This is a genomic window from Mycobacterium sp. UM_CSW, assembly GCF_000455205.1.
GTDB lineage: Bacteria > Actinomycetota > Actinomycetes > Mycobacteriales > Mycobacteriaceae > Mycobacterium.
Genome location: NZ_AUWQ01000020.1, coordinates 24389 through 48245 on the forward strand (window position 1 = coordinate 24389; position 23857 = coordinate 48245).

The 23857-nt window shown below is 69.3% G+C and carries 20 protein-coding genes and 1 pseudogene; 9 read left to right on the forward strand and 12 right to left on the reverse strand.

Going from position 1 to position 23857, the window contains the following annotated elements:
- Window positions 1-3 precede the first annotated feature (3 nt).
- Both N415_RS08980 and N415_RS08985 read left to right on the forward strand, forming a co-directional pair.
- Window positions 4-1131 carry a YeiH family protein gene (locus N415_RS08980; RefSeq protein WP_152531297.1) on the forward strand — a complete coding sequence of 376 codons (1128 nt, stop codon included), beginning with the start codon at window positions 4-6 and terminating at the stop codon, window positions 1129-1131.
- A gap of 29 nt (window positions 1132-1160) precedes the next feature.
- Window positions 1161-1805: a GAP family protein gene (locus tag N415_RS08985; RefSeq protein WP_068179845.1), complete on the forward strand. Its 645-nt coding sequence runs from the start codon at window positions 1161-1163 to the stop codon at window positions 1803-1805.
- A gap of 35 nt (window positions 1806-1840) precedes the next feature.
- On the opposite strand, the gene N415_RS08990 is transcribed toward N415_RS08985, so the two are convergent.
- The 3 genes from N415_RS08990 to fdxA are packed head-to-tail and all read right to left on the reverse strand — an operon-like array spanning window position 1841 to window position 5644.
- Entirely contained in the window at window positions 1841-4177 is a 2337-nt protein-coding gene (locus tag N415_RS08990; RefSeq protein WP_068179894.1) for an APC family permease, read from the reverse strand.
- A gap of 46 nt (window positions 4178-4223) precedes the next feature.
- A complete protein-coding gene (gene dapC / locus N415_RS08995) occupies window positions 4224-5309 on the reverse strand; it encodes a succinyldiaminopimelate transaminase (RefSeq protein WP_068179848.1) in 1086 nt (361 codons plus the stop codon).
- 8 nt (window positions 5310-5317) lie between these two features.
- Window positions 5318-5644, reverse strand: coding sequence for a ferredoxin (gene fdxA, locus N415_RS09000; protein ID WP_068132416.1), 327 nt, complete (start codon window positions 5642-5644; stop codon window positions 5318-5320).
- A 372-nt stretch (window positions 5645-6016) separates the two neighbouring features.
- Between fdxA and N415_RS09005 the strand changes: the two genes are divergently transcribed.
- Window positions 6017-6349, forward strand: a complete 333-nt coding sequence (locus N415_RS09005) for a hemophore-related protein (protein ID WP_067151130.1) — start codon at window positions 6017-6019, stop codon at window positions 6347-6349.
- A 12-nt stretch (window positions 6350-6361) separates the two neighbouring features.
- Here the strand turns inward: N415_RS09005 and N415_RS09010 are convergent, their stop codons facing one another.
- Both N415_RS09010 and N415_RS09015 read right to left on the reverse strand, forming a co-directional pair.
- Window positions 6362-7129 (reverse strand): maleylpyruvate isomerase N-terminal domain-containing protein, encoded by a 768-nt coding sequence (locus N415_RS09010; protein WP_068179897.1) that lies wholly within the window; start codon window positions 7127-7129, stop codon window positions 6362-6364.
- A 118-nt stretch (window positions 7130-7247) separates the two neighbouring features.
- Window positions 7248-9824 (reverse strand): bifunctional FO biosynthesis protein CofGH, encoded by a 2577-nt coding sequence (locus N415_RS09015; RefSeq protein WP_161630284.1) that lies wholly within the window; start codon window positions 9822-9824, stop codon window positions 7248-7250.
- A gap of 233 nt (window positions 9825-10057) precedes the next feature.
- On the opposite strand from N415_RS09015, the gene N415_RS33200 reads away from it, so the two are divergent.
- Window positions 10058-11146 (forward strand): PE family protein, encoded by a 1089-nt coding sequence (locus N415_RS33200; RefSeq protein ID WP_068179854.1) that lies wholly within the window; start codon window positions 10058-10060, stop codon window positions 11144-11146.
- A 9-nt stretch (window positions 11147-11155) separates the two neighbouring features.
- Here the strand turns inward: N415_RS33200 and N415_RS09025 are convergent, their stop codons facing one another.
- Both N415_RS09025 and mshB read right to left on the reverse strand, forming a co-directional pair.
- Window positions 11156-11617 carry a hypothetical protein gene (locus tag N415_RS09025; RefSeq protein ID WP_068179855.1) on the reverse strand — a complete coding sequence of 154 codons (462 nt, stop codon included), beginning with the start codon at window positions 11615-11617 and terminating at the stop codon, window positions 11156-11158.
- A gap of 92 nt (window positions 11618-11709) precedes the next feature.
- Window positions 11710-12612: an N-acetyl-1-D-myo-inositol-2-amino-2-deoxy-alpha-D-glucopyranoside deacetylase gene (gene mshB / locus N415_RS09030; RefSeq protein WP_068179856.1), complete on the reverse strand. Its 903-nt coding sequence runs from the start codon at window positions 12610-12612 to the stop codon at window positions 11710-11712.
- Between the two features lie 66 nt (window positions 12613-12678).
- Between mshB and N415_RS09035 the strand changes: the two genes are divergently transcribed.
- A complete protein-coding gene (locus tag N415_RS09035) occupies window positions 12679-13284 on the forward strand; it encodes a TetR/AcrR family transcriptional regulator (protein ID WP_068179857.1) in 606 nt (201 codons plus the stop codon).
- Here N415_RS09035 and N415_RS33205 read toward each other — a convergent pair.
- From N415_RS33205 to N415_RS09055, 4 genes are all read right to left on the reverse strand, one after another.
- Window positions 13281-15563: a PE family protein gene (locus N415_RS33205; RefSeq protein WP_068179858.1), complete on the reverse strand. Its 2283-nt coding sequence runs from the start codon at window positions 15561-15563 to the stop codon at window positions 13281-13283. The genes N415_RS09035 and N415_RS33205 overlap by 4 nt on opposite strands.
- Before the next feature lie 233 nt (window positions 15564-15796).
- On the reverse strand, window positions 15797-17683 hold the full coding sequence (locus tag N415_RS09045; protein WP_161630283.1) for an ABC transporter family substrate-binding protein: 1887 nt from the start codon (window positions 17681-17683) through the stop codon (window positions 15797-15799).
- 67 nt (window positions 17684-17750) lie between these two features.
- A complete protein-coding gene (typA, locus tag N415_RS09050; RefSeq protein WP_068103082.1) occupies window positions 17751-19640 on the reverse strand; it encodes a translational GTPase TypA in 1890 nt (629 codons plus the stop codon).
- 153 nt (window positions 19641-19793) lie between these two features.
- Window positions 19794-20186, reverse strand: coding sequence for a (deoxy)nucleoside triphosphate pyrophosphohydrolase (locus N415_RS09055; protein WP_068179864.1), 393 nt, complete (start codon window positions 20184-20186; stop codon window positions 19794-19796).
- Between the two features lie 200 nt (window positions 20187-20386).
- Here N415_RS09055 and N415_RS09060 point away from each other — a divergent pair, with 200 nt between their 5' ends.
- Together N415_RS09060 and N415_RS09065 are read left to right on the forward strand one after the other, a co-directional pair.
- Window positions 20387-21163 carry a DivIVA domain-containing protein gene (locus N415_RS09060; protein ID WP_068179867.1) on the forward strand — a complete coding sequence of 259 codons (777 nt, stop codon included), beginning with the start codon at window positions 20387-20389 and terminating at the stop codon, window positions 21161-21163.
- 41 nt (window positions 21164-21204) lie between these two features.
- A complete protein-coding gene (locus N415_RS09065) occupies window positions 21205-21489 on the forward strand; it encodes a 4a-hydroxytetrahydrobiopterin dehydratase (protein WP_068179880.1) in 285 nt (94 codons plus the stop codon).
- Here N415_RS09065 and N415_RS09070 read toward each other — a convergent pair.
- Window positions 21486-22709, reverse strand: coding sequence for a mannosyltransferase (locus tag N415_RS09070; protein ID WP_068179901.1), 1224 nt, complete (start codon window positions 22707-22709; stop codon window positions 21486-21488). The two genes, N415_RS09065 and N415_RS09070, sit on opposite strands and share 4 nt — an antisense overlap.
- Window positions 22710-22851: 142 nt before the next feature.
- Between N415_RS09070 and N415_RS09075 the strand changes: the two genes are divergently transcribed.
- Window positions 22852-23523 carry a hypothetical protein gene (locus tag N415_RS09075; RefSeq protein WP_068179883.1) on the forward strand — a complete coding sequence of 224 codons (672 nt, stop codon included), beginning with the start codon at window positions 22852-22854 and terminating at the stop codon, window positions 23521-23523.
- Between the two features lie 49 nt (window positions 23524-23572).
- Window positions 23573-23857: pseudogene (locus N415_RS09080) on the forward strand (hypothetical protein); the annotation flags it as partial.

Consider the following 23857-nt stretch of genomic DNA (forward strand, 5'->3'; position numbering starts at 1 on the left):
CGCGTGAGCACCACCGACGTCCAATCCCCAGAATACGAAGATGCGCTCGACGAGCCCGCCTTCACCAGCCGGCGGCCGTTGGATTACGTGCCGGGCATCCTGCTGCTGATCGGCGTGGGCCTGCTCGGCAAGTACGCGCAGATCTGGTGGAACGCGCTGGCCAAGCACGAACACTGGCGCGTCCCCGACATCGAATACGTGTTGTGGGCCATCGTGATTGGCCTGCTGATCACCAACACCGTCGGCCTTCATCGGATTTTTCGCCCCGGCGTGCAGACCTACGAGTTCTGGCTCAAGGTCGGCATCGTCGTGCTGGGAGCCCGGTTCGTGCTGGGCGACATCGCCAAGCTGGGCGGGCTGAGCCTGATCCAGATCCTGGTCGACATGGCGGTCGCGGGAACCATCATCATCGTCGCCGCCCGCGCATTCGGGTTGTCCGGAAAGCTCGGCTCCCTGCTGGCGATCGGCACCTCGATCTGCGGGGTGTCGGCGATCATCGCCGCCAAGGGCGCGATCCGGGCCCGCAACTCCGACGTCAGCTACGCGATCGCGGCGATCCTGGCGCTGGGCGCGGTGGCGCTGTTCGTGCTGCCGCCGCTGGGACATTCGATCGGCCTGACGGATCGCGAGTTCGGCATCTGGGCGGGGCTGGCGGTGGACAACACCGCCGAGACCACCGCCACGGGTTACCTGTTCTCCGACCACGCCGGCAAGATCGCCGTGTTGGTCAAGTCGACCCGTAACGCGCTGATCGGGTTCGTCGTCCTGGGCTTCGCGCTGTATTGGGCCGCGCGCGGGCAGGCCGACGAGATCGCCCCCGGCTTCAAGGCCAAGGCCGTGTTCGTCTGGAAGAAGTTCCCGAAGTTCGTGCTGGGGTTCTTGGCCGTCTCGGCGATCGCCACCGCGCACTGGCTGACCAAGGGGCAAACCGCCAACCTGGCCAACGTGTCGAAATGGGCGTTCCTGCTCACGTTCGCCGGGGTGGGGCTCAACACCGACATCCGGCAGATCGCCCGCACCGGGTGGCGCCCGCTGGTCGTCGCGGTCATCGGACTCACCGTCGTCGCGACGGTGTCGCTCGGCATCGTCCTGCTCACCTCCCGCGTCTTGCATTGGGGCGTAACGGCCTAGCGGATACCCGGGCGGTAACCTGGCCCGCAATGTGGATCACCATCTTGGTGATGGCCGTCGCCGTCAGCCTCGAACCCTTCCGGGTCGGCATGACGGTGCTGATGTTGAACCGGCCACGGCCGATCCTGCAGCTGCTGGCGTTCCTCTGCGGCGGCTTCGCGATGGGCATGAGCGTGGGCCTGGTCGTGCTGTTCGTCTTGCGGCGCAGGCTGCTGTGGTCGACATATCTCACGCTGCCGAGGGTGCAGATCTGCATCGGCGTGCTGGCGCTGTTGGCCGCGGCCGCCGTCGTCCTGACCCGCAACCGGGTGGCCGTTCCGGAAACGGTGGCGACGCGCGCGCAGCGGCTGGTGACCGGGCGATCGCTGTGGGTGGCGGGCGCGGCCGGCCTCGGAATCGCGCTGCCGTCGGTCGACTATCTGGCCGCGCTGGCCGTCATCCTGGCGTCGGGTGCGGCGGCCGCCACGCAGGTCGGCGCGCTGCTGATGTTCAACGCCGTGGCCTTCGCCCTGGTGGAGATTCCCCTGGTGGTCTACCTGTTGGCGCCCCAAGCGACGCGCGACTCGATGGCGGCGCTGCACAACTGGATCCGATCGCGCCGACGCATCCAGGTCACCGCCCTGCTGGCCGCGGTCGGGTGCATCCTGATGGCGGTCGGCCTAGCCGGTATCTGAGGCCAACACCGAAACCAGCAGGGCCGCGAGTCGTTTCACGACCCGGCCGCCTTCGCGGGGTCCTCGATGATGTGATACGCGGGGTCGACCATCGCCATCGGTTGGGTGCCGCTCTGCCGGGGCTTGCCGGTGATCCGCAGCAGCTGACCGGGCTGGATGTCGGCGCCGCCGCGCCCATGCCGGAATGTCACGCAGATCTCGCCGCTGTTGTCGCCGACGACGACGCGCCGGACGGTGCGCCTGCGTTCGTTGACGTCCTCGACTTCGTTGACCCGCCCCTCAAAGGTGGCGCGCTGCCCCGGAATCAAGCCCCCGACGGTGATCACCGACGCCGAACGATCGGGGTGTTCGTAGGCTTCGACTTCCTTTTCCTCGTCCCTCGAGACCCACGCCTCGATCTTGTCGAGCTCGCGGGAGATTCGTTGCTCGAACCCTTCGGGGTACGCCTCCTTGATCCGCGACTCCACGTCGTAGGGCACGATTGTCGCCGCGGCGTCCGGGATCAGGCTGACCGCGCGGGCCACCTTGTCGGCGGTGCGGTCGTGCAGCAGGCGCCCCAACAGCGGGGCATAGGTCCGGCGCGGCAGCAGCACGGTGACGTTGGTATTCCGGTGTTCGTCGCGCGCCTTGGCGACCAGCACCTGCGCGGCGCGCGTGACCCGGCGGTCCGGGCAGTCGACCACCCGCAGCGGGGTGTCGAGATCGAAGTCGTCCCAACGCTTTCGCAACGCCTTCGCGTGGGCGTCGTCCACCATGAAGTGCACCGCGACCAATTCGTCGGCACGCAGCCCTCTGCCGTAGCGCAGCGCTTCGATGACCGCGAGGTCGAGGGAGTTCACGAACACGAACACCTTGTGCCGGGCGTACTTCACCAATTCGGGACGGTCGGTGCGGAACATCTCAAGGATGGCCGCCTCGGCGCGGTACTCCCGGTTCAGCCGCATCAGCGCGAACACCAGCACCGGAAAGACCACGACCACCAGCCACGCGCCCTCGGTGAACTTCGCCACCGCGAAGATGCCCACCACAATGGTCGACAGGATCGCCGACGACAGGTTGATCGCGAGCCGGCGCCGCCACCCCGGTTCCCGATGGGTGAGATGGTGTTTGGTCATCCCATAGCCGGCCATCGAGAAGCCGGTGAACACGCCGATCGCGTAGAACGGGACGAGCGCCGTGACCGAGCCGCCCGTCGTCAGCAGCAGCACCACCGACAGCGCGGTGAGCGTGATGATGCCGTTCGAAAACACCAGCCGGTGGCCGCGTTTCATCAGCTGGCGCGGCAGGAAGCGGTCTTCGGCGACGAAGCTCGCCAGCGCGGGGAACCCGTTGAAACTGGTGTTGGCGCCGGTGAACAGGATGGCCGCGGTCGATGCCTGGACCATGATGTAGAGGACGTTGCCGATCGTGCCGGTGCCGAAAACCGCGCGGGCAACCTGTGACAGCACCGACGGATATCCGGCCTCGAACGGCGTTGCGTGGGTGACGAACGTCAGGTAGGCGACGCCGGCCAGCAAGAACCCGAGGATGCATGCCATGATGGTGAGCACCCGACGGGCGTTGCGTCCCTGCGGTTTACGGAAGACGTTTACCGTGTTGGAGATCGCCTCGACCCCCGTCAGCGACGAACCGCCGTTGGCGAACGCGCGCAGCAACACCAGCACCGTCGCGCCCATCACCAGCCCGTCTCCCTGATGAACCGGCACCGCCCCCGCGATGTGCGCTGCGTCGTAAGTCGGTAAACCCCAGAATATTTCGCGGATGACGCCGACCACGATCGTCAGCGTGATCATGCTGACGAACAGGTATGTCGGGGCCGCGAATTGCACGCCGGCCTCCCGCAATCCACGCAGGTTCAAATAGCAGATGAGCAGCACCACGCCGACGGTGATCGCCAGGCTGTAGGGGCCCAGCGCCGGTATGGCCGACGCCACCGCGACCGTCCCCGCCGCCGCCTGCACCGCCACGGTGACCACATAGTCGATCAACAGCGCCGCGGCGGCGACCTGCGCCACCTTGGGTCCGAAATTCTCGCGCGCCACGATGTAGGAGCCGCCGGCCCGCGTGTAGGCCATGACGACCTGCCGGTACGACGCGGCCACCAACACCAGGATCACCAAAATCGCGGCGTTGATAGGCAGCAGCAAGGCGAAGGCCGCCAGCCCGGCATTGGGCAGCAGCTCGATCAGGATCTGTTCGGTGCCGTAGGCGGTGGACGAGATCGCATCCGGCGAAAGCGCGCCGAGCGCAATCCCGTTGGACAACTTCTCCGTGGACAGACTCTCGGTGATCAGCGGCTTCCCGAGAAACACGCGCTTGGCGATGTCCCCGACCGACGTCGGGATCGGGACCTTGCTCGTCGAAGTTGTCACGACCTGCATTCTGCCGCCCGGCCGGTCCGCGCGGCGGGCGGACGGGCTAAGTCAGCCGCGAGACCGCCGCGGCGATGCGCTCGTCGGTGGCGGTCAGCGCGACCCGCACGTGCCGGGCACCGCCCGGGCCGTAGAAGTCGCCGGGCGCCACCAGGATGCCGAGGGAGGCGAGCCGCGAGACGCTGTCCCGGCAGGGCTCGCCGCGGGTGGCCCAGAGATAGAGGCCGGCCTCGGAATGGTCGACGGCGAAACCGGCGGAGCGCAGCGCCGGCAACAGGGCGGCGCGCCGCCGTTCGTACCGCTCGCGCTGCACCCGCTCGTGGTCGTCGTCGTCGAGCGCGGCCACCATGGCGGCCTGCACCGGCGTCGGCACGATCATCCCGGCGTGTTTGCGCACCGCGAGCAGCTCGCCGACCAGGGCCGGATCCCCGGCGACCAGGCCGGCCCGATAACCGGCCAGCGACGAGCTCTTCGACAGCGAGTGGATCGCGAGCAGCCCGGTATGGTCGCCGTCGCACACCGAGGGATGCAACACCGACAGCGGTTCGGCGTCCCAGCCCAGGCCCAGATAGCACTCGTCGGAGGCGACGATCACCCCGCGCTCGCGCGCCCATCCGACGACCTTGCGCAGGTGGTCGACGCCCAGCACCCGCCCGGTCGGGTTGCTCGGCGAGTTCAGGTAGATCAGCGCCGGGGATTGCGGGCCCACCTGGGTCAGCGAGTCGGCGCGCAGCACCGAGGCCCCGGCCAGCCGCGCGCCCACGTCATACGTCGGGTAGGCCAGCTCCGGGACCGCGATCAGGGCCTCGCGGCCCAGGCCCAGCAGCGTCGGCAGCCAGGCGATGAGTTCCTTGCTGCCGATCACCGGCAGCACGGCCGCCTCGGTCAGCCCGGTGATCCCGAAACGGCGGCCCAGCGCGGCGACCGCCGATTCGCGCAGTCGCGCCGTGCCGGCGGTGGCGGGGTACCCGGGGGCTGAGCTGGCGGCCGCCAGCGCCTCCCGGATCAGCGGCGCGACCGGGTCTACCGGGGTGCCGACGGACAGGTCGACGATTCCGTCCGGATGCGCCGCGGCCCGCGCCTTCGCGTCGGCCAGCGTGTCCCAGGGAAACTCCGGCAGGGACGCCGACACCCTTCCGCTCAGTCGCCCTCGCCCTGGGGCGGCAGGTCCTTGACGACCTGCGGGTCGTTCTCGGTCAGACCGACCTTCGCAGCGCCACCCGGCGACCCCAGCTCGGCAAAGAAGTCGGCGTTGATCTGTGTGTACTGGCTCCACTGCTCCGGCACGTCGTCTTCGTAATAGATCGCTTCGACGGGGCAGACCGGCTCACAGGCCCCACAGTCGACGCACTCATCGGGGTGGATGTACAGCATCCGGGCACCCTCGTAGATGCAGTCGACCGGGCACTCCTCGATGCATGCCTTGTCCTTGATGTCGACGCAGGGTTCGGCGATCGTGTACGTCACAGACATCTCCTCCATGTACTGCGTGTGGGCTGCGGTTCGGCTCGCCGCGGCGCTCCGGCCGCGTCAGCGCAAGCATTCGGTTACTGATACTAGACGTTGCACATACACGTCAACCACTCGGCACCCCGGCGGTTCGCTGACGTCTCGGGGCTGGGCCGGGTGCGGCGGCCCCTGCGGCATTTCACCGAGGGCGAACACCCACGTATAACGCCCTGACCTGCGCATAGTTACGATTAGAACTTCCTGTGCGATAACGCTTGCGATAGAAGATTGCTCACGGGGCCTGGTAGCCTCGACCGCAGACGGCAACCGTTGGGCAATGTCGTCGCCGTTTATCGACGGTGCATTGAAATGGGGAAGGTCCACAAAATGGTGAAGCTGTCGTTGACCAAACTGGCCGCTGTTGCTGGGGGTGTTGCTTTTGCGTTGACCGCCGGCTCCGGGATCGCATCCGCCGATCCGCTGGATCCGGTCATCAACACGACGTGCAACTACGGGCAGGTGATGGCCGCGCTGAACGCGACGGATCCGGCTGCTGCGGCGCAGTTGACCGCGTCGCCGATCGCGGTGAGTTACTTGAACCAGTTCCTGGCCTCGCCGCCGCCGAAGCGCCTGCAGATGGCCCACCAGATCCAGGCCATGCCGCAGGCCGCGCCGTACTTCAACGACGTTTTGTCGGTTGCCGGCAGCTGCAACAACTACTGAGCCACCAGCGCGTCAGTAGCCGCTGAGCAGTCGGCGCACCTGGCCCAGCAGTTCGGGCCCGGCGTCGCTGCAAATCCGCGACGGGTTTCCGGGGCGGCGACCCCAGAGCAGTAAAACCCTTGCGGCGGAGTCGGTTTCGAGGATGGCCGGGCCTTCGGGCCCGGCCATTCCGATTGAGGTCTTTTCGGCGTCCGCGGTGACCACCACGTCGTCGCTGCCGAAGACGCGCAACCGCGCCTCGATTCGCTCGCCCGGTTCCAGCGACTTGGCGCCCTTGGCGAGCAGCGGGCGTCCCACCGCGACGACGCTGTGCGTCGTCATCCAGGGCTCGGCGAGCCGGGCGGCGAACCCGGTGTCGTCATCTCCGGTGATGTCCCAACCGTGCAGTACGAGCTCCTCCCGCATGTGCTCGGCGAACCAGGGCACCTTCATGGTGCGCCCGGTCCAGGCGACGTCGGTGTCGGCGGGAACGCTCTCGGCGGCGGCCGTGACCTCGTTCAGCGTGGCCATTCGGTCGTGCAGCGCGTCCCAGAGGTCTGAGTCGTTCATGGCGCGCAGCGGGGCCTCCCGTTCCTCGAAGCCGCGCGTGCCGACGGGTTCGCCCTCCAGGTGGGCTCCCAGCACCCGGGCGAGCTCCTCGGCGTTTCCGGCCTGATGGATGACGATGTCGCGCACCGTCCACGCTTCGCACCAGGTGCCCGACTCGGGGCGGCGCCGCTGCACCGCGTCCAGGAAGGGCTGCCATTCCGGGAACCGGTCTTGATCGATGTGTCGCTTCACGGGCTCGGGTATACCCGCGGCCACCGACACGTAGTCGTTGGCGAGCGCGCGCAAAATGCCGCGCTTCCCGGCGTGTCGCCGTACAAACGCGCGCCCTCGCGGCGGGAAGCTAAGCCAGCTATGCGGCGAGCGGGGCGTACGTGGTGGTGCGCTGGCGCGCCGGGCGGCCGATGCCCTCGGCGATCGCGGCCAGCTCCGCCGCGGTCTTCGACGACCCGTGTTCGGACCCGGCCATCCGCGAGATGGTCTCCTCCATCAGCGTCCCGCCCAGGTCGTTGGCCCCGCCGTTGAGCATCACCCGCGTGCGTTCGACCCCGAGCTTGACCCAGCTGGTCTGGATGTGAGAGATGCGGCCGTGCAACATGATTCGCGCCAGGGCATGCACCGCCCGGTTGTCGCGATGGCTCGGGCCCGGCCGCGCCGCGCCGGCCAGGTACAGCGGCGAGTTCTGGTGCACGAACGGCAACGGGACGAACTCGGTGAAACCGCCGGTGCGGTCCTGGATGTCCCGCAGCACGTTGAGGTGGCCCACCCAGTGCCGCGGGGTGTCGACGTGGCCGTACATCATCGTTGACGACGACCGTAGGCCCACCTCGTGCGCGGTGCTGACGATCTCGATCCACAACGACGTGGGCAGCTTGCCCTTGGTGAGCACCCAGCGCACCTCGTCGTCCAGGATCTCCGCGGCGGTGCCGGGGATGGTGTCCAGGCCGGCTTCGCGCAGGCTGATCAGCCACTCGCGAATGCTCAACCCGCTCTTGGTCACACCGTTGGCGATCTCCATCGGCGAGAACGCGTGCACGTGCATCGAGGGCACCCGGGCCTTGACGGCTCGCACCAGCTCGGCGTACCCGGTCACCGGCAGTTCGGGGTCGATTCCGCCCTGCATGCACACCTCGGTGGCACCCTCGACGTGCGCCTCCCAGGCGCGGTCGCCCACCTCCTCGGTGGACAGCGAATAGGCGTCGGCGTCGCCCTTGCGCTGGGCGAACGCGCAGAAGCGGCAGCCCGTGTAGCAGATGTTGGTGAAGTTGATGTTGCGGTTCACCACGAAGGTCACGTCGTCGCCGACGGCGTCGCGGCGCAGCGAATCGGCCAGCGCCGCAACCGCTTCCAGCGCCGGGCCCTCGGCGGTCGCCAGCGCGAGATACTCGTCGTCGGTGCAGCCCGCGGGGTCGCGCTCGGCCGAGCGCAGTGCGGCGAGCACGTCGGTGTCCAGGCGTTCCGGCGCTTTGGCGCCCTGCGCCGCCAGCTCGTGCACGTGCGCGCGGATCGATTCCCAATCGCCGAACGCGCTGTCGAGGTCGCTGCGGGCCGCGGTGTTGCGGCCTTCGGTGTCGATCGCCGCATTGAGGTCGACCCGGCCGGCGGACTCCACGTCGTCGGGCTCCTGCCACGGCATGCCCGCCGGGTTGACGTCGCGGGCCAAGCCGGTCGCCGGGTCCGCCAGCGCCAGAACGTGTCCGCGCACCCGCGGGTCGATCCACGCCGCGCCGGCCTGGACGTACTTGGGTTGCGCGGTCAGCCGCTGCACCAGGTCATAGCCGCCCTCGGCGGTGACCGCGGCCAGCTCGTCCAAGGCGGGCCAGGGACGTTCGGGATTGACGTGGTCGGGCGTCAACGGCGAGACGCCGCCCCAGTCGTCGACCCCGGCGCGGATCAGGGCCAGGCACTCCTCGCGCGACACTAGGTTGGGCGGCGCCTGGATGCGCATGCCCGGGCCGAGCACTAGCCGCGCGACCGCCACCGTCGCGAGGTAGTCCTCGATCCCGGCGTCGGGGAACGCCGCCATCGCGGTGTGCTCCTTGGCCCGGAAGTTCTGCACGATCACTTCCTGGACGTGCCCGAACTCCTTGTGCGACTTGCGAATCGCGTGCAGGGTGTCCGCGCGTTCGGCCAGCGTTTCGCCGATGCCGACCAGCAGCCCGGTGGTGAACGGAATGGACAGCCGCCCGGCGTCGGTCAGGGTGCGCAGCCGAACCGCCGGGTCCTTGTCCGGGCTGCCGTAGTGCGCAAGCCCTTTCGTCTCGAAGAGCCGCCGCGACGTCGTCTCGAGCATCATGCCCATCGACGGCGCCACCGGCTTGAGCCGCGACAACTCCGACCAGCTCATCACGCCGGGGTTCAGGTGCGGCAGCAGCCCGGTTTCCTCGAGGACCCGGATCGCCATCGCCCGCACGTAGGACAGCGTCGAGTCGTAGCCGCGCTGGGCGAGCCACTCCCGCGCCTCCGGCCACCGGTCCTCCGGCCGGTCACCGAGGGTGAATAGCGCTTCCTTGCAACCGAGTTCGGCCCCGCGGCGGGCAAGGTCGAGTATCTCGTCGGGCTCCAGGTACATGCCGGCGCCCCGCGCGCGCAGCTTGCCCGGGACGGTGACGAACGTGCAGTAATGGCAGCTGTCGCGGCACAGGTGGGTGACGGGGACGAACACCTTGCGCGAATAGCTGATCGGCAGCCGCCCGCCCGGCCCGCGCCGCCCCGCCGACTCGAGGCCCGCGTCGCGCACCCGCGCCGCGCTCGCGCACAGATCGGCGAGGTCCTCGCCGCGCGCGGTCATGGCGACGGCCGCCTCCTCGACGTTGAGCGCGACCCCGTCCCGGGCCCGCCGCAAAACGCGCCGCAATGCCGACGCGCTGGCCTTGGGCGGAACGACGGGGCTAGGCAGCGCGGTGGGCGCCGGAGGCTCCGGTGTCAGTGGCACGTTGGTGTAACTTCCCCACGTTCGAATTTCATCCGGCTCGGCCCAACCTGTGCAGCTCTGGGCGGCGGTGCCATATGCGCAACAGTAGCGCCAGGCTCTCGCCGGTCTGCGGTCGACATCCCGGCGTCGCGGCCACCGTGCGGGGCTCCTTAGTTAAGTGTTTGACGAACTTGCCCGCCGGCCAGCAGCGATCGAGATAGCATCCGTCGTATCCAGGGAGGTACCGAATGTCGTTCCTATTCGCCACCCCGGAGGCGCTGGCGGCAGCGGCTTCGGATTTGGCTGGCATTGGTTCGACCATCAACAGCGCCAGCGCGGCGGCAGCGGCCCCCACATCCGCGGTCGCGGCCTCGGCGGCCGACGCGGTGTCGGCCCAGGTCGCGGCGTTCCTCTCCGAGCACGGGCTGGGATATCAGCAGTTCAGCGCGCAGATCGCGCAGTTTCACGAGCAATTTGTCCAGACCTTGAGCTCCGGCGCGAACGCGTTCGCGGCGGCCGAGTCCAGTGCCGCGCAGAACCTCGCCGGTGCGGTCAACGCGCCCGCCGCGGCGCTGCCCGGCGCCGCGGAGACCCTCGCCAGCGCGGTGAACGCGCCCGCCGCGTCGCTGCTCGGCGGCGGTGGCGGCGGCGTCGCGGGCGTCGTCGGCGGCGCCGTGGCCAACGCGGTGAACCGCGTGGAGAGCGTCGTGGCCGGCTCCAACTTCCTGGGCGGCGCCGGACTGGTGGGCGGCGGCGGTGTCGCCGGCATGGTCGGCGGCGGCCTGTCCGCCGCGGTGAACCAGGTCGAAAGCGTGGTGGCCGGCTCGAACTTCCTCGGCGGCGCCGGCCTGCTGGGCTCCGGTTTACCGGGTGGCCTTTCGGCGCTCGCCAGTGAAGCCGGCACGCTGTTGCCGACCGGCGGCATCCGCGCCCTCACCGCGGCCAGCGCGCTCGTCACACCGGCCGCCATGACCAACGCCGCGGTCGTGCCGGCGGCGTCCGGGTCGATCGGCGACGCCATCAAGGCCGGGTACCTACTCGCCGAGCCGTATGTGCAGTACGGTTTCGACCTCGCCGCGTACGCGGTCGGTTACCTGCCCTACGTCGGCTGGCTGGCCCCCCAGATCTATTTCTTCTACGACCTTTTCGAGCCCATGGTGCAGGCCGGCCTGTTCAACACCATCGACTGGCTGCAGGGCAGCATCAACTTCGCGCAAGGGCTGGCCAACTTCTGGGATGCCACCACGGCGTCGATCAACCAGTTCATCAACACCGAGATCTACTGGGCGCTCAGCTTCCTCCCGCCGCTGCCGCCGCTGCCGCCCTTCTTCCCGTAACCCGGGCCGTCAGCCCCGCAGTCCGCGCCGGAACAGCACCCACACCGGGGGCGCGACACCCAGCGCGATCAGGACCAGGGCCCCGTACGCCATCAGTCCCCGGCCCCCCAGGATCACGTCGTCGCCGGGACCGCCCATGCTCAGCACGGCGACCGTCAGCAGCCACGTCCACAGCGGCAGCGCGGCCACCCGCGCGGAGCGGGTCCACAGGCCGGCGGCCCAGACCAGTGCCGCGTTGACGAGCCCGCTGACCAGCGCACTGATGGGGAACGGAATCGAACCTATATAGGACGGAAGCAGCATCGCGCCGGCCAGTGCCGAGAGGATCCCGTCCACAGCCAGCAGCGCCAAAACGACGAAACGAATCGCGGGATCCGTGGCGCCGCCGTCCTGGACGGACGCGGCGCGTGGCTTGGTTTCGGTCAGGTCGGGACGCTGTCGACGTTGGCGAGTATCGAGCCGATGACCCACTGCAGACTGTCGAGCCGGTCCTGCCAATGCTGCATATTGGGGTCCAGGTCGGGGTCCATGCGAATTCCTTCCGTGGCTGCCTGTTTGGCAGCCTACCGCGTTGCGGCCGCGGTCAAACCGAGTCCCGCGAGCAGGTCCGTCTCCCATCCGCGCCCGTCGCGCTCCCCCGCGGCGCCTTCCACCAGCACGTAGTGCTCGTCGGGCAGGATGGGCAGCGCGAAGTTGTTCGACAGCGCGAGGGCGCGGGCCGTCGGGCCGACGACGAGCTGGGTTTCGTGGGCGGCCAGGGCGGCGATCTTCGCCGCGAGCGCATCCGGGGCAGCCTGCACGACGGCGTCGATGTCGGCATCCGCGTATCCGAAGTCGAACTCCTCTTGCGGCGGGACCATCCAGTCGGGCAGCAGGTCTTTCCGATCGAGATCCCGCCAACCGGCCTGGAACGCGCTCGCGGCCAGGACCGTCCAGTAGAACTTGGGCACCGCCCAGGGCTCGCCCGGGTAATCGTCGGTGGCGGCGGCCGCGACCGCCGCGGTCGTGACGGTGTGGGTGTGGATGTGGTCGGGATGGCCGTAGCCGCCGTTGGGGTCGTAGGTCACGACGACGTGGGGGCGCTGCTCGCGGATGACCGCGACCAGTGCGCCGACGGCCTCGCGTTCGTCGGCGTCGATGAACCTCTGGCGACCCCGCGGCGGGGTGCCCTCCATTCCCGAGTCACGCCAGCGGCCCGCGCCGCCCAGATAGTGGGGCGCGTCGACGCCCAGCGCCCGCAACGCGGCCGTGAGCTCGCCGATCCGGTAGCCGCCCAGTTGGTCCGCGCGGTCGACGGCGAGCCCGGCCCATCGGTCGCCGATGACCTCGCCCTCCTCACCGAGCGTGCAGGTGACGACGCGGACATCCGCCCCGCGGGCGGTGTAATGCGCGATGGTGGCGCCGTTGGCGAGGCTCTCGTCATCGGGATGCGCGTGGACGAACAGCAGCCGTGGAGTCTCGGGCATGCAGGCACCCTACCCCCGTCTCGCCGAGGCTCGGCGAATAGGAACGCGGGCGGCTACTATCGAGAAATGCCGCAGCTAACCCAGGGCCGGAGCAGCGTCCGGAGCCGCCGACGTGGCGAGGTGCTCGAACGTGCGCTCTACGAGGCCACGCTGGTCGAGTTGGCCGAAGTCGGCTACGGCGGGCTGACGATGGAGGGCATCGCGGCGCGGGCGCACACCGGCAAGGCGGCGCTGTACCGGCGCTGGTGCAGCAAGCACGACCTGGTGCACGCCGCCCTGGTCTACGCCCTGCCGCCGACGCCCGAGCCGCGCTCCGGCCGGTCGGCCAGGGAGAACCTGCTGACTATGTTCACGTCGCACCGCGACATGTTGGCCGGAAAGACCACCTTTCCCGGCATGTACGTCGTCCAGCAGCTGCTTCACGAACCGGAGATGCGCACCATCTTCGCCGACGCCGTGGTTGCCCCGCGGCTGAAGGTGATCGAATCGATCCTGCAGGCGGCCGTCGAGGACGGCGACCTCGACCCCGCCACGATCACGCCGCTGACTGCGCGCGTCGGACCGGCGTTGATCAATCAGCACTTCCTGCTCACCGGGGATCCGCCGAACCGGCGCGAACTGGCGCTGGTGGTCGACACGGTGATCCCGCCGCGGGCGGCTCCTCAGACCTAGGCCATGAAAAGTCCGGCGAAGTCGGCACCGGCGGCCAGGGTCTGGTCGAAGATGCCTTCCAGCCCGCCGATGTTGCCGCCGTTGAACACCTGCGCACCGGTACCGGTCAGGACCGTGCCGACCGCCGGGTACTGCACACCGGCCACGAAGCTGTTGATCGTTTGCTCGCCGGTGAGCAGCAACAGGTTGGGGATGTTGAACAGCCGGTTCAGCCCGCCGTTGAAGGCGGTGTTGGTCCCGAATGTCGCTGTCTCCCAAGCCACTTCGTTGCTCACCAGGTTGGCGTTGAAAGCGGCCTCGGACGGAATCAGGTTGGACAGGAAGTTGATCTGACCCGACGCCAAACCCTGCAGACCCGCCGTCGGCGCCGCCACCAGCGCCACGCCGAGGTTTGGCACCCCGGCGAACAGCGACCCGTTCAGCGCCGCGTTCAGTGACGCCTGCAAGCCGGCCGCGTTGATCCCCGCTGTCAACGCGGCCTGCAGGGCGCCATTGCCGGTCAACGAGGTCGCCACCCCGCTGATGACGTTCAGGTCCCACAGGAACTTGGTGTCCAGGGCGCCGAGGAACCCGCCGAGCGTGCCGCCGGCGATCAGGTTGGCCGGCGCGCCGACGGCGAGGCTGGCCAGGATGGCGCCGCCGGTCGGCAGCTGCGCGCCCAAGATGCTGTCGAATGTCACCTCGCCGGTGCCCAGCAGCAGGTTCCAGAAGTTGAAGGCGCTGTCGAGCGCGCCACCCAGGGCACCCGTGCCGCCGAAGAGCGCCGTCTCGATCGCCGTCTCTTGGGCGACCAGGGACGCGTTGAGGCCGAGCTCGTTGGTGATCAGCGACGTGTTGAAGCCGACCTCCATCGCCTGCAGCTGGGTCAGGAACGCGGGCACGTTGGGCGCCGTCAGCAGCACCTGCCAGGGCGCGACCAGGTTGGCGAACAGCGTGGGAAGCCCGGCGAGCCCGAGGCTGAGGCCGCCGTTCAAGGCGAGGTTCAGCTGAGCGCTGAGCCCGTTGAGCCCGGCCATGATGTTCACGCCCAGGCTGGGGCTCAAGCCGAGCGCACCGCCCAGCGCGTTGAGCGCGACGGTCAGGTTGGCCGGCAGGGTGAGGCCGCCCGACAGGGCCGGCAGCCCGGCGCTCAGGTTGGCGATCAGCGACCCGCCGGTTTGCAAGGCACCGGACAGGGCGGCGCCGAGGCCCGACAGGCTGCCGCCGAAGCCGCCGGACAGCGCGGCGTTGATGGCGCCGTTCAGCCCAGCGAGCCCACCGGTGAGGCTGGCCTGCAGGCCGGGGAACCCGGCGGTCAGGCTCGTCACCAGCGCACCGCCCGTCTGGGCCAATCCCGACAGCCCGCTGCCGATGTCCGCCGCCAGGGTGGCGCCGAGTGGCCCGAGGCCCGAAAGGCCGCCGCCGAGGCCGGCCGACAGCGCGGCGTTGATCGAGGCGCTCAGGCCGCCAAGCCCGCCGCTCAGGCTGGCCACGAGGCCGGGCAACGCGAGGCTCAGTCCGCCGGCCAGCCCGGCGCCGAGGTTCGCCGCCAGCGTGTTGCCGGCCTGGATCAAGCTCGAGAGGCCGGTGTTGAAGCTGGTCGCCAAGGCCGCACCGAGCGGCACCAGGCCCGAAAGGCCGCCGCTCAAACTGCCCGACAGCGCGGCGTTCAGCGAAGCATTCAGCCCCGACAGCCCGCCGCTCAGGCTGGCCTGCAGCCCGGGCAGCGCGGCGTTGAAGCCGCCCGCCAGCCCCGACAGCCCGGTGCCGATGTTCGTCGCGATCGTGCCGCCGGTCTGCGCCAGCGCCGTCAGCCCGCTGTTCACGTTGGTAGCGATCGCCGCCCCGAGCGGCGCCAGGCCGCCCAGGCTGGCGCCCAAGCCCAAGTTGCCCGACAGCGCGGCGTTGATCGAAAGCCCGATCGCGTTGATGTCGGCGCTGAGGCTGGCCGCCAGCCCTGAGATCCCAGCGCTGAAGTCGATGCCGAGCGCGGGGACCGCGCTCGCCAGTGTCTGCACGACGTTTACCTCGGCGGCCGCATAGGCGCCTGCCCCCGCGCTCAAAGTTTGAACGAACTGCTGGTGGAATACCGCCGCCTGCGCACTGAGTTGCTGGTAGCCCGCGGCGTGCGAGGAGAACAATGCGGCAATTTCCGCCGAAACTTCATCGGCGGCCGCGGGTAGCAGTCCCGTCGTCGCCACCGCGGCCGCGTTGTTGGCCGAACCGATGGCGGCCGCAAGGTTCGCCAAATCCGTTGCGGCATCGGCAATCAGCTCTGGCGCTGCGATGAGAAATGACACTTCGACCTCCCCGATTCACCCCACGTGACCGCCGGCGACTGTTTTCCCGAGCAGCCGTTCAGCGATGGCCGCAGCGTATCGAAATGGTGTTGTGAAAACGTTTGTTTGCACGAACTGGCTTTGCAGGTATTGAATTCGGCGACCCGTAATTAATTCGTTACCTTTTTTGGGACGGCGGTATTAGATACCCATTTTTTGGAAAATGATTGTTTTCAATACCAAATAAATGGCGCTTAGGGCCCGGTTTTGATCCATTGGCCGGCGTCTCCGACGATGCCGACGGGGACCGCGCCGGACAGGCTGACGTTTTGCACGCTGGGGCCGGCCGCGACGATCGTCGTGTCCTGCAGGATCGGCAGCACCGTGGACATGTTCCACAGCCGCGGCTCCACCGCGGTGATCACGTCGTTGATGCTCTTGGTGCCGTTCAGCGCGGCGTCGATGTTCGACTGGATGCTGCGGTCGCAGATTCCGGTGAGGTTCGACGGCGCCTGCACCAGGGCGCCGGGCTCGGGTGGGCGGCTGGGCGGTGCCGACGTCGGCGTCGTGCCGGTGGTGGCGGGCGCGGTGGACGGCGTGGGCCCGGCCGCGGGGGTGGTCGTGGCCACGTTCGAGGTCGGGACCGTCGTCGTCTGCAGCGCGGGGCAGCCGTAGCGCGAGGCCAGCAGCGTCGCCAGGTTGCCCCCGGCCCGGTGCCAGCCGACGATCGCGTCGACAGAGTTGTTGTTCAGCGCGTCGCGGTACAGCGTCACCGGGTCCAGCGCCAGCACCGTCGCCGCGATGCCGACATTGCGCAGCTGGTCGGCGGCGGTGTTGGCCACCGCGACGGAGGTCGGGTCGTTCGCCGCCACCCCGATGATCAGCGACAGCTGCTGACCGTCCTTGCTGATGCGGCCGCGGGTGACCTCCGGCGGCCCGGTGCTCGCGGGTGTCGGCGCCGGCGACGTCGACGTGTTGGGCTCGACCTTGTATCCGGAGCTCTCCAACAACGCCAGCGCGGCGGGCGTGGTCATCGCGGGCGGCGCGGTCGGCTCATAGCCGGGGTCGCTCGGCGAGCGGATCTGGGCCTGGTCGAGCGTGACCGTGTTGTCGCTGCCCGCGCCGACGGCCGCCAGCAGATCGACGTCGAGCAGGCCCAGGATCGCCTTGCGGACCTGAGTGTCGGACAGCTTGGACTCGTTGGCGCGCAGCGTGAGCTGCATGACCCGCGGCGTCACGATCCGCGCGGTGCGCACGTCCGGGATGGCTGACAGCTGCGCGAAGGCCGCGGAGCCGCCGTGCACCTGGGCGACCTGGGTGTCGCCGTTGCGCACGGAATCGGCCAAGGCGGCCGGCGCGCCGGCCCGGCGGAACAGGATCAGGGCGGGCTTGGCCGGCGGTCCCCAGTAGCGGTCGTTGCGGGCGATCAGGATCTCGTCGCGCTGCGGGTCGATGCTCTCGACCCGGAACTGGCCGCCGGTGACCGGCAGGGCCCGTGCCAACCCGGCCGCGAATCCGCCCGGCACGTCCTTGACGATGTGGGCCGGCAGGATGTTGCTGAACAGCTCTTTCCACGCCGGGTACGGCTGCGCGAACGTGACGACGGCCTGCTTGCCGCCCTCGAGCGACTGCACCCCGGTGATGAGGTCGTATCCGGCCGGATCGACGACCCCGGGCTGGCTGACCATTTGGCGCCACAGGTACCAGAAGTCGTCGGCGGCGATGGGCGCGTTGTCGGTCCACTGCGCCTCGGGCCGGATCTTGTAGGTCACGGTGAACGGGTTTTGGTTGGTCACGTCCGCGGACACCAACAGGGTCGGGTCCATCTCCCAGCGCGACCCCGTCGGCGTGGCGGGATCCGGCACCGGCCGAAACGCGCTGGGCAGCACCAGAGCGCTGATCGCCGCGTTCACCGGCGACAGGTCGCTCAGCAGGTGCGGGTTGAACCCGGCGCCGATCGAATCGATGCCCATGATGATCTGGGTGGGCCGCTGCGGCGGCGGCGCCGAATTGTGCGGGGTGTCGGTGCTCTGCGGCGCCGGCGGCGGGTTGACCGTGCACGCCGCCAGCACCAGCCCGACCAGCGAGACCAGCACGCCGACCCTCAGGAACAGGCGGCTGGCTCGTCTCGGCACGCCCATCAGGGTATCGAGCAGCTGCTCAGCAACCCGGCCAACCACGCCCGTGACGCGGCCCGGCGCCAAGCCGCTAGCCCCGCGCCTTGGCCCGCGCCCGGCTGCGGGCCCGGGAGGTGGCATCGAGCTCGACCTTGCGCACCCGCACGATCTCGGGGGTCACCTCCACGCATTCGTCGGGCGCGCAGAACTCCATGGCCCGTTCCAGGTCGAGCTCCAGCGGCTTGGCCAGCGTCTCAATGACGTCCGCGGTCGACGACCGCATGTTCGTCAGCTTCTTCTCGCGCGTCACGTTGATGTCGAGATCCTCTGGGCGCGGGTTGATTCCGACGACCATGCCCTCGTAGGTGTCCTGCCCCGGCTCGACGAAGAACTGGCCCCGGTCGGCGAGCTGGATGAGGGCGAACGGCGTGATGGTGCCCGACCGGTCGGACACCAGCGAGCCGGTGTGGCGGGCGCGGATCTCCCCCGCCCACGGGCGGTAGCCGTCGAACACGGCGTTGGCGATGCCGGTGCCGCGGGTCAGGGTGAGGAAGTCGGTGCGGAAGCCGATCAGGCCGCGGCTGGGCACGACGAAATCCATCCGGACCCAGCCGGCCGCGTGGTTGGCCATCTCCTCCATGCGGCCCTTACGGCCGGCCATCAATTGGGTGATCGCGCCGACGAATTCCTCGGGGCAGTCGATCGTCATCGCCTCGAACGGCTCGTGCAGCTGACCGTCGATGGTCTTGGTGACCACCTGCGGCTTGCCGACGGTCAGTTCGAAGCCCTCGCGGCGCATCTGTTCGACCAGCACGGCCAGGGCGAGCTCCCCGCGGCCCTGCACCTCCCACGCGTCGGGCCGGCCGATGTCGACCACCCGGATCGACACGTTGCCGACCAACTCGGTATCCAGCCGGCTGCGGACCATCCGCGCGGTCAGCTTGTGGCCGGACACCTTGCCCGCCAGCGGCGAGGTGTTGGTGCCGACCGTCACCGAGATCGCCGGCTCGTCGACCGTGATGCGCGGCAGCGCGTGGGCGTGGTCGGGATCGGCCAGCGTGTCGCCGATCATGATCTCGGGGATGCCCGCCACCGCCACGATGTCGCCGGCGATCGCCTCGTCGGTGGGGCTGCGCTCGACGCCCTCAGTGGCCAGCAGCTCGGTGATCTTGGCGCTGGTGATCACCGGCACCCCGTCGACCTCGCGCATCCAGGCGACCTGCTGGCCCTTGCGCAGCTTGCCGTTGTAGATGCGGATCAGCGCGAGCCGGCCGAGGAAGGCCGACGCGTCGAGGTTGGTCACCAACGCCTGCAGCGGCGCCTCGGGGTCCCCCGACGGCGGCGGGATGTGCTCCATCAACACGTCGAACAGCGGGTCGAGGTTGTCGCCGGCGGGCACTTCGCCGTCGGCCGGCTGTTCGGTGCTCGCGATCCCCGCCCGCCCGGACGCGTACAGGGTCGGCAGGCCCAGGGCGTGTTCGGCGGCCTTGGCGGCCTCGTCGTCGAGGTCCGACGCGACGTCGAGCAGCAGGTCGTGGCTGGCGTCAACGACTTCGGCGATGCGGGCGTCGGGCCGGTCGGTCTTGTTGACGACCAGGATGACCGGAAGATGCGCGGTCAGCGCCTTGCGCAGCACGAACCGGGTCTGCGGCAACGGGCCCTCGGAGGCGTCGACCAGCAGCAGGACGCCGTCCACCATGGACAGCCCGCGCTCCACCTCGCCGCCGAAGTCGGCGTGCCCGGGGGTGTCGATCACGTTGATGACCGTGACCGTCCCGTCGCTGTTGTGGCGGTGCACGGCGGTGTTCTTGGCCAGGATGGTGATGCCCTTTTCCTTTTCCAGGTCACCGCTGTCCATGATGCGTTCCTGGGTGTCGTCGCCGCGGTGGTGCAGCGCCCCGGATTGCCGCAGCATCGCGTCGACCAGGGTGGTTTTCCCGTGGTCGACGTGGGCGACGATGGCGACGTTGCGGAATGGCACGTCGGTGATTCTGGCAGCGGGGGCCTCAGATAGCGAACCGGCCGCTTGACGGCACTGAGTGTGCGGTGGCGGCGTTGTGTGTGCGGTGGCGGCGCGTCGGGTCGGCGTGTCGTCACCGTCAGCGCACACACGACGCCCTGAGCGCACTTTCGATCACAGCGCTCGAACCAGGTCCGGTAGCCAGCCGCGATCGGCCGGGACCCAGTCGACGTCGTGCAGCTCCGCGGCGGTCACCCACCGCAGCGCCCGATGATCCCGCGGGTGTGGCTCACCACCAAGCAGCCGGACGTGATACGCCCGCAGTGTCATCGTTTCGTTCAGCGGAATGTCGGCGCCCAGGCGGTCGCCCACCACAAGGTCGCCGTTCTCTAGGCCCAACTCCTCCACCAACTCTCGGGCCAGCGCGTCCCGTTCGGTTTCGCCGGGTGCGACCTTGCCGCCGGGCAGTTCCCAGAGGCCGGCCAACTCGGGCGGCCGGACTCGCTGCGCCACCAAAACCTTGGAGCCGGAGATGATCGCTGCGGCGACGACGATCCGGGTCGGCATGGCCAGTGACGGTATACCGTGGGGCGCGGGTCGCCGGAGGGGGCACCGTCTCGGGAACTGCTTCATGTACCAGGCGCGCCGCCCAGAGCCGAATTCCCTTGGGGCACAACGCCTGTATTACGGTTTGAGCGCCAAAGTGGAATACTCGAATGCGTCGGTCACGAACTCTACCGGGCACTTTCTGAGAATCGGGGTTGGCAATGGTCACCGAACCCGCAACGACGTTCTCCCGCACGTTCAGGGGCTACGACCCTGCCGCGGTCGATGCCTACATCGAGAAGGTGCTCACCAAGCAGAAGTTGCTGATCGACGAGGTCCAGAACTTAAGAGCCCAGCGAAATGAATCCGGCGACGAAGCGGCTGCGCTGCGCATCGAAGTCGCCTGTCTCAACGATGAGGTCGCCATGCTGTCGGACACCTCACCGTCGCCCTACGCGATGCAACACCGGATGGCGAAGATGCTGCGGCGGGCGATCGATGAGGTTTCCCGGATGCACGCCGACGCGCGAGCCGAGGCGGACGCCCTGATCGCGGCGGCCGAGGCCGAGGCCCAGGCCGCGCAGCGAGAGCACCGAGAACTGTTGGCGGACATAGCCTTACAACAAAGTGCGCTAGAAGCGCAGTGCGCGGAAACCAAGAAGAATGTCGACGCCGAAGTCGCCGGGAGGCGCGCCGAAGCCCAATCGTCGATCGATCACGCGTGGCAGGAAGCCCAGCAGCAGCGTGAGCAGCTCCTCGCCGACGCAAGGCAACAAGCTCGTCTCATCCATGAGCAGGCCCGGCAAGCGGTGACCGAGGCGAACCAGCAGCGCATCATGATCCTGGAAGAACTGATGGGCATTGTCCGCGACCTGCAAGCGGTTCCGGCCAGCCTGGAGTCCGCCTATCAGGAACTGAAGAACCCGCCGGAGGCGAGCGTCGTGGTGCCCTTGGACCAGAGAAGTCAAGCGCCGGCCGGCCCCGCCGTAGCCTCGTAGGTGAGCACCGTTCCCATCCCAGACGAGAGGACGCCTCCGGCATGGCTGTGTTAACGGATGAACAAATAGACGCCGCACTGCCCGAGCTCAACGGATGGGAGCGTGCCGACGGCGTGCTGCGCCGGTCGATCAAGTTCCCGTCGTTTCTGGACGGCATCGACGCCGTGCGCCGGGTGGCTGAGCACGCCGAGAGCAAGGGTCATCATCCGGACATCGATATCCGTTGGCGGACAGTGACTTTCGCGCTGGTCACGCATTCCGAGGGTGGCATCACCCAGAACGACGTCGACATGGCGCGCGACATCGACGGGATCGTCGGGGGCTAAGCCGTCGGCTCGGCGCGTCGGCCGGATGCCGCGATCCAGATCAACGTCGCCACCGCCGCCACGATGTACACCAGCCCGGCCCAGGCCAGGTACCACGGCCGGCTGATCTGCCAGATCGTCGGCTGCGCGAAGCTCAGCAACCACGGCACCCCGACGATGGTGAGCGCCAACCAGCCCCAGCCGACGACGCGAGCGCCGCGCCGCTCGCGCGCCGGCCCGTGGATCGCCCAGATCATCAGCGGCACCAGCCACACCCAGTGGTGGGTCCACGAAATCGGCGAAAGCAGCAGCCCGAACAGCTCGACCACCAGCAACTTGCCCAGCCGATCGGTGGGGTCCAGCGCCCGCCAGGCCAGGACGGCCAGCACCGCCGTCACCGCGACCGCCGCCAGCACCAGCGGACCGAAGCCGGCGTCGTGGCCGAGGATCCGCGAGATGCCCCCGCGCCAGGATTGGTTGAACGACGTGGCGATCGGCCCGACCCGGTGCGCGTCGCCCAGCAGATCGGTGAAGTAGTAGCGGGCCTGATCGCCGACGACCAGGACCGACACGCCCACAGTGGCCAGGAAGACGAACGCGGAAAACACCGCCGCACCCCAGCGCCGAACGCCCAGCAGGTAGACGCCGGCGATCGCCGGCGTCAACTTGATCCCGGCCGCCACGCCGACCAGCAACCCCGATAGCCACCAGCGTGTCGTCCATGCCGCCCACAGCACCGCCAGCATGAGCAGCACGTTGATCTGGCCGTAGTCGAACGTGCTGCGCAGCGGCTCGATCCAGATGGTGACCGCCGTCCACAGCATCGCGACGCGGTGACCCGCCCCCGCCGGCACGCCCACCAGGCGCTGGCTCAGCCGGATCGCGCCGTACAACGCGGCGATCGTCGCCACCTGCCACAGGAAGGCCACCAGCCCAAACGGCAGCAGGTGCAGCGGGTAGAACACGACCGCCGCGAAGGGCGGATAGGTGAATGGCAGCGGGAAGTCCGGCGTCTGGTCGGCGTAGACGTAGCTGTACAGGGTGCCGGGATGGTCGAGGGCGGCGGCGCCGCCGAGGTAGACGTGCAGGTCGACGAAGTTCGCGCCGTTCGGCGCCAGGTACGTCCAGGCGAGTCGCGCCGCGATGCTCGCGATCAGCAGCGCCGGGGCCGCCGCCTGCCGCCGGGTGCTGGGTGCCGCCGGGGCGGCCGGGATGGTGTCTATCCGCCCGACTTTAGCCATCGCCCGGTGTTCTGTGGGCTGCCCGGTCACCGCCGTCACTCGTATCGGTAACGATCGAATAAATGCCACACGTGTCACTTGAGTCACACCAGTATCAACGTAACTTCGGGGCCGAACCCGTCATCGACAACCAGGGAGAGTCATGCCAACCATCTGGACCTATCTGCGAGCGGCCGCCGTCTTGGTCGGTTCGTCCGCCGCCCTACTGACGGGCGGGATCGCCCACGCTGACCCCGTCCCCGCGCCGCCGGTGCCGAACATTCCGCAGCAGCTGATCAGCTCGGCGGCCAACGCGCCTCAAATCCTGCAAAACCTCGCGACCGCCCTCGGCGCCACCCCGCCGGCGGCGCCCGCCTCGCCGGGCATCACCTTCCCGGGGATGCCCTCGGCGGCCTCGCCGGTCTCGCCTTCGGCGGGTCTCCCGTCCATTCCGGGGCTCACCCCGCAAACCGCGGCGACGGCCCCGGCGGCGACGACGCCGACGATCCCGGGCCTCGGCTCGCTCCCGGGCCTGGCCCAGACCACCCCGGCGGCGCCCGCCGCTCCGGCGGCCCCGTCGATTCCGGGCCTGCCCGCCATCCCCGGGCTGTCGGCGCCGGCGGTTCCCGCCGCCCCGGCGACACCACAGATCCCGCAGGCGAAGGTGGACATGCCGGCGCTGCCGTCCGGCCTGCCGGTCAGCGTGCCCGCGCAGCTGACGATTCCGCAGGATCTGCAGGCGCTGGCCACGGGTCAGGCCCCGGCGGCACCGGCGGCACCGGCCGCACCGGCGCCCGCCAGCCCGATGTCGCCGCTGCTTTCGGCCCTGCCCTGAGCAGCTCGATACCCAACTGAACCGCCACTAGCCAGGACCGGAGGACATCGTGGCAACCACTAGGAATCTGTCCAAGGGTTTGGCCGCTGTTGTCGTGGCGTCGGCTGCCGCGTTCGGGTTATGCCCGAGCGCGGCGGCCGACCCGGCGGCGCCGCAGCCGACACCGCAGCCGAACTCGACCCAGCAGCTTCCGGGCCTGCCCGCCCTCTCGGAGCTGAGCCCGATCATCCAGCAGGCGGCGAGCAATCCGGGGCAGGCGACGCAGCTGCTGATGGCCGCCGCCCAAGCGTTCACCCACAATCCGACGGCGCCCGCCGAGTCGAAAAACGTTGCG

What these genes read in the sequence shown, in the direction of transcription:
- N415_RS08985 (WP_068179845.1), top strand. Translation starts at nt 1,161, where the DNA reads ATGTGGATCACCATCTTGGTGATGGCCGTCGCCGTCAGCCTCGAACCC.
- N415_RS33200 (WP_068179854.1), top strand. Translation starts at nt 10,058, where the DNA reads ATGTCGTTCCTATTCGCCACCCCGGAGGCGCTGGCGGCAGCGGCTTCG.
- mshB (WP_068179856.1), bottom strand. Translation starts at nt 12,612, where the DNA reads ATGCCCGAGACTCCACGGCTGCTGTTCGTCCACGCGCATCCCGATGAC.
- N415_RS09035 (WP_068179857.1), top strand. Translation starts at nt 12,679, where the DNA reads ATGCCGCAGCTAACCCAGGGCCGGAGCAGCGTCCGGAGCCGCCGACGT.
- N415_RS09045 (WP_161630283.1), bottom strand. Translation starts at nt 17,683, where the DNA reads ATGGGCGTGCCGAGACGAGCCAGCCGCCTGTTCCTGAGGGTCGGCGTG.
- N415_RS09055 (WP_068179864.1), bottom strand. Translation starts at nt 20,186, where the DNA reads ATGCCGACCCGGATCGTCGTCGCCGCAGCGATCATCTCCGGCTCCAAG.
- N415_RS09060 (WP_068179867.1), top strand. Translation starts at nt 20,387, where the DNA reads ATGGTCACCGAACCCGCAACGACGTTCTCCCGCACGTTCAGGGGCTAC.
- N415_RS09065 (WP_068179880.1), top strand. Translation starts at nt 21,205, where the DNA reads ATGGCTGTGTTAACGGATGAACAAATAGACGCCGCACTGCCCGAGCTC.
- N415_RS09070 (WP_068179901.1), bottom strand. Translation starts at nt 22,709, where the DNA reads ATGGCTAAAGTCGGGCGGATAGACACCATCCCGGCCGCCCCGGCGGCA.
- N415_RS09075 (WP_068179883.1), top strand. Translation starts at nt 22,852, where the DNA reads ATGCCAACCATCTGGACCTATCTGCGAGCGGCCGCCGTCTTGGTCGGT.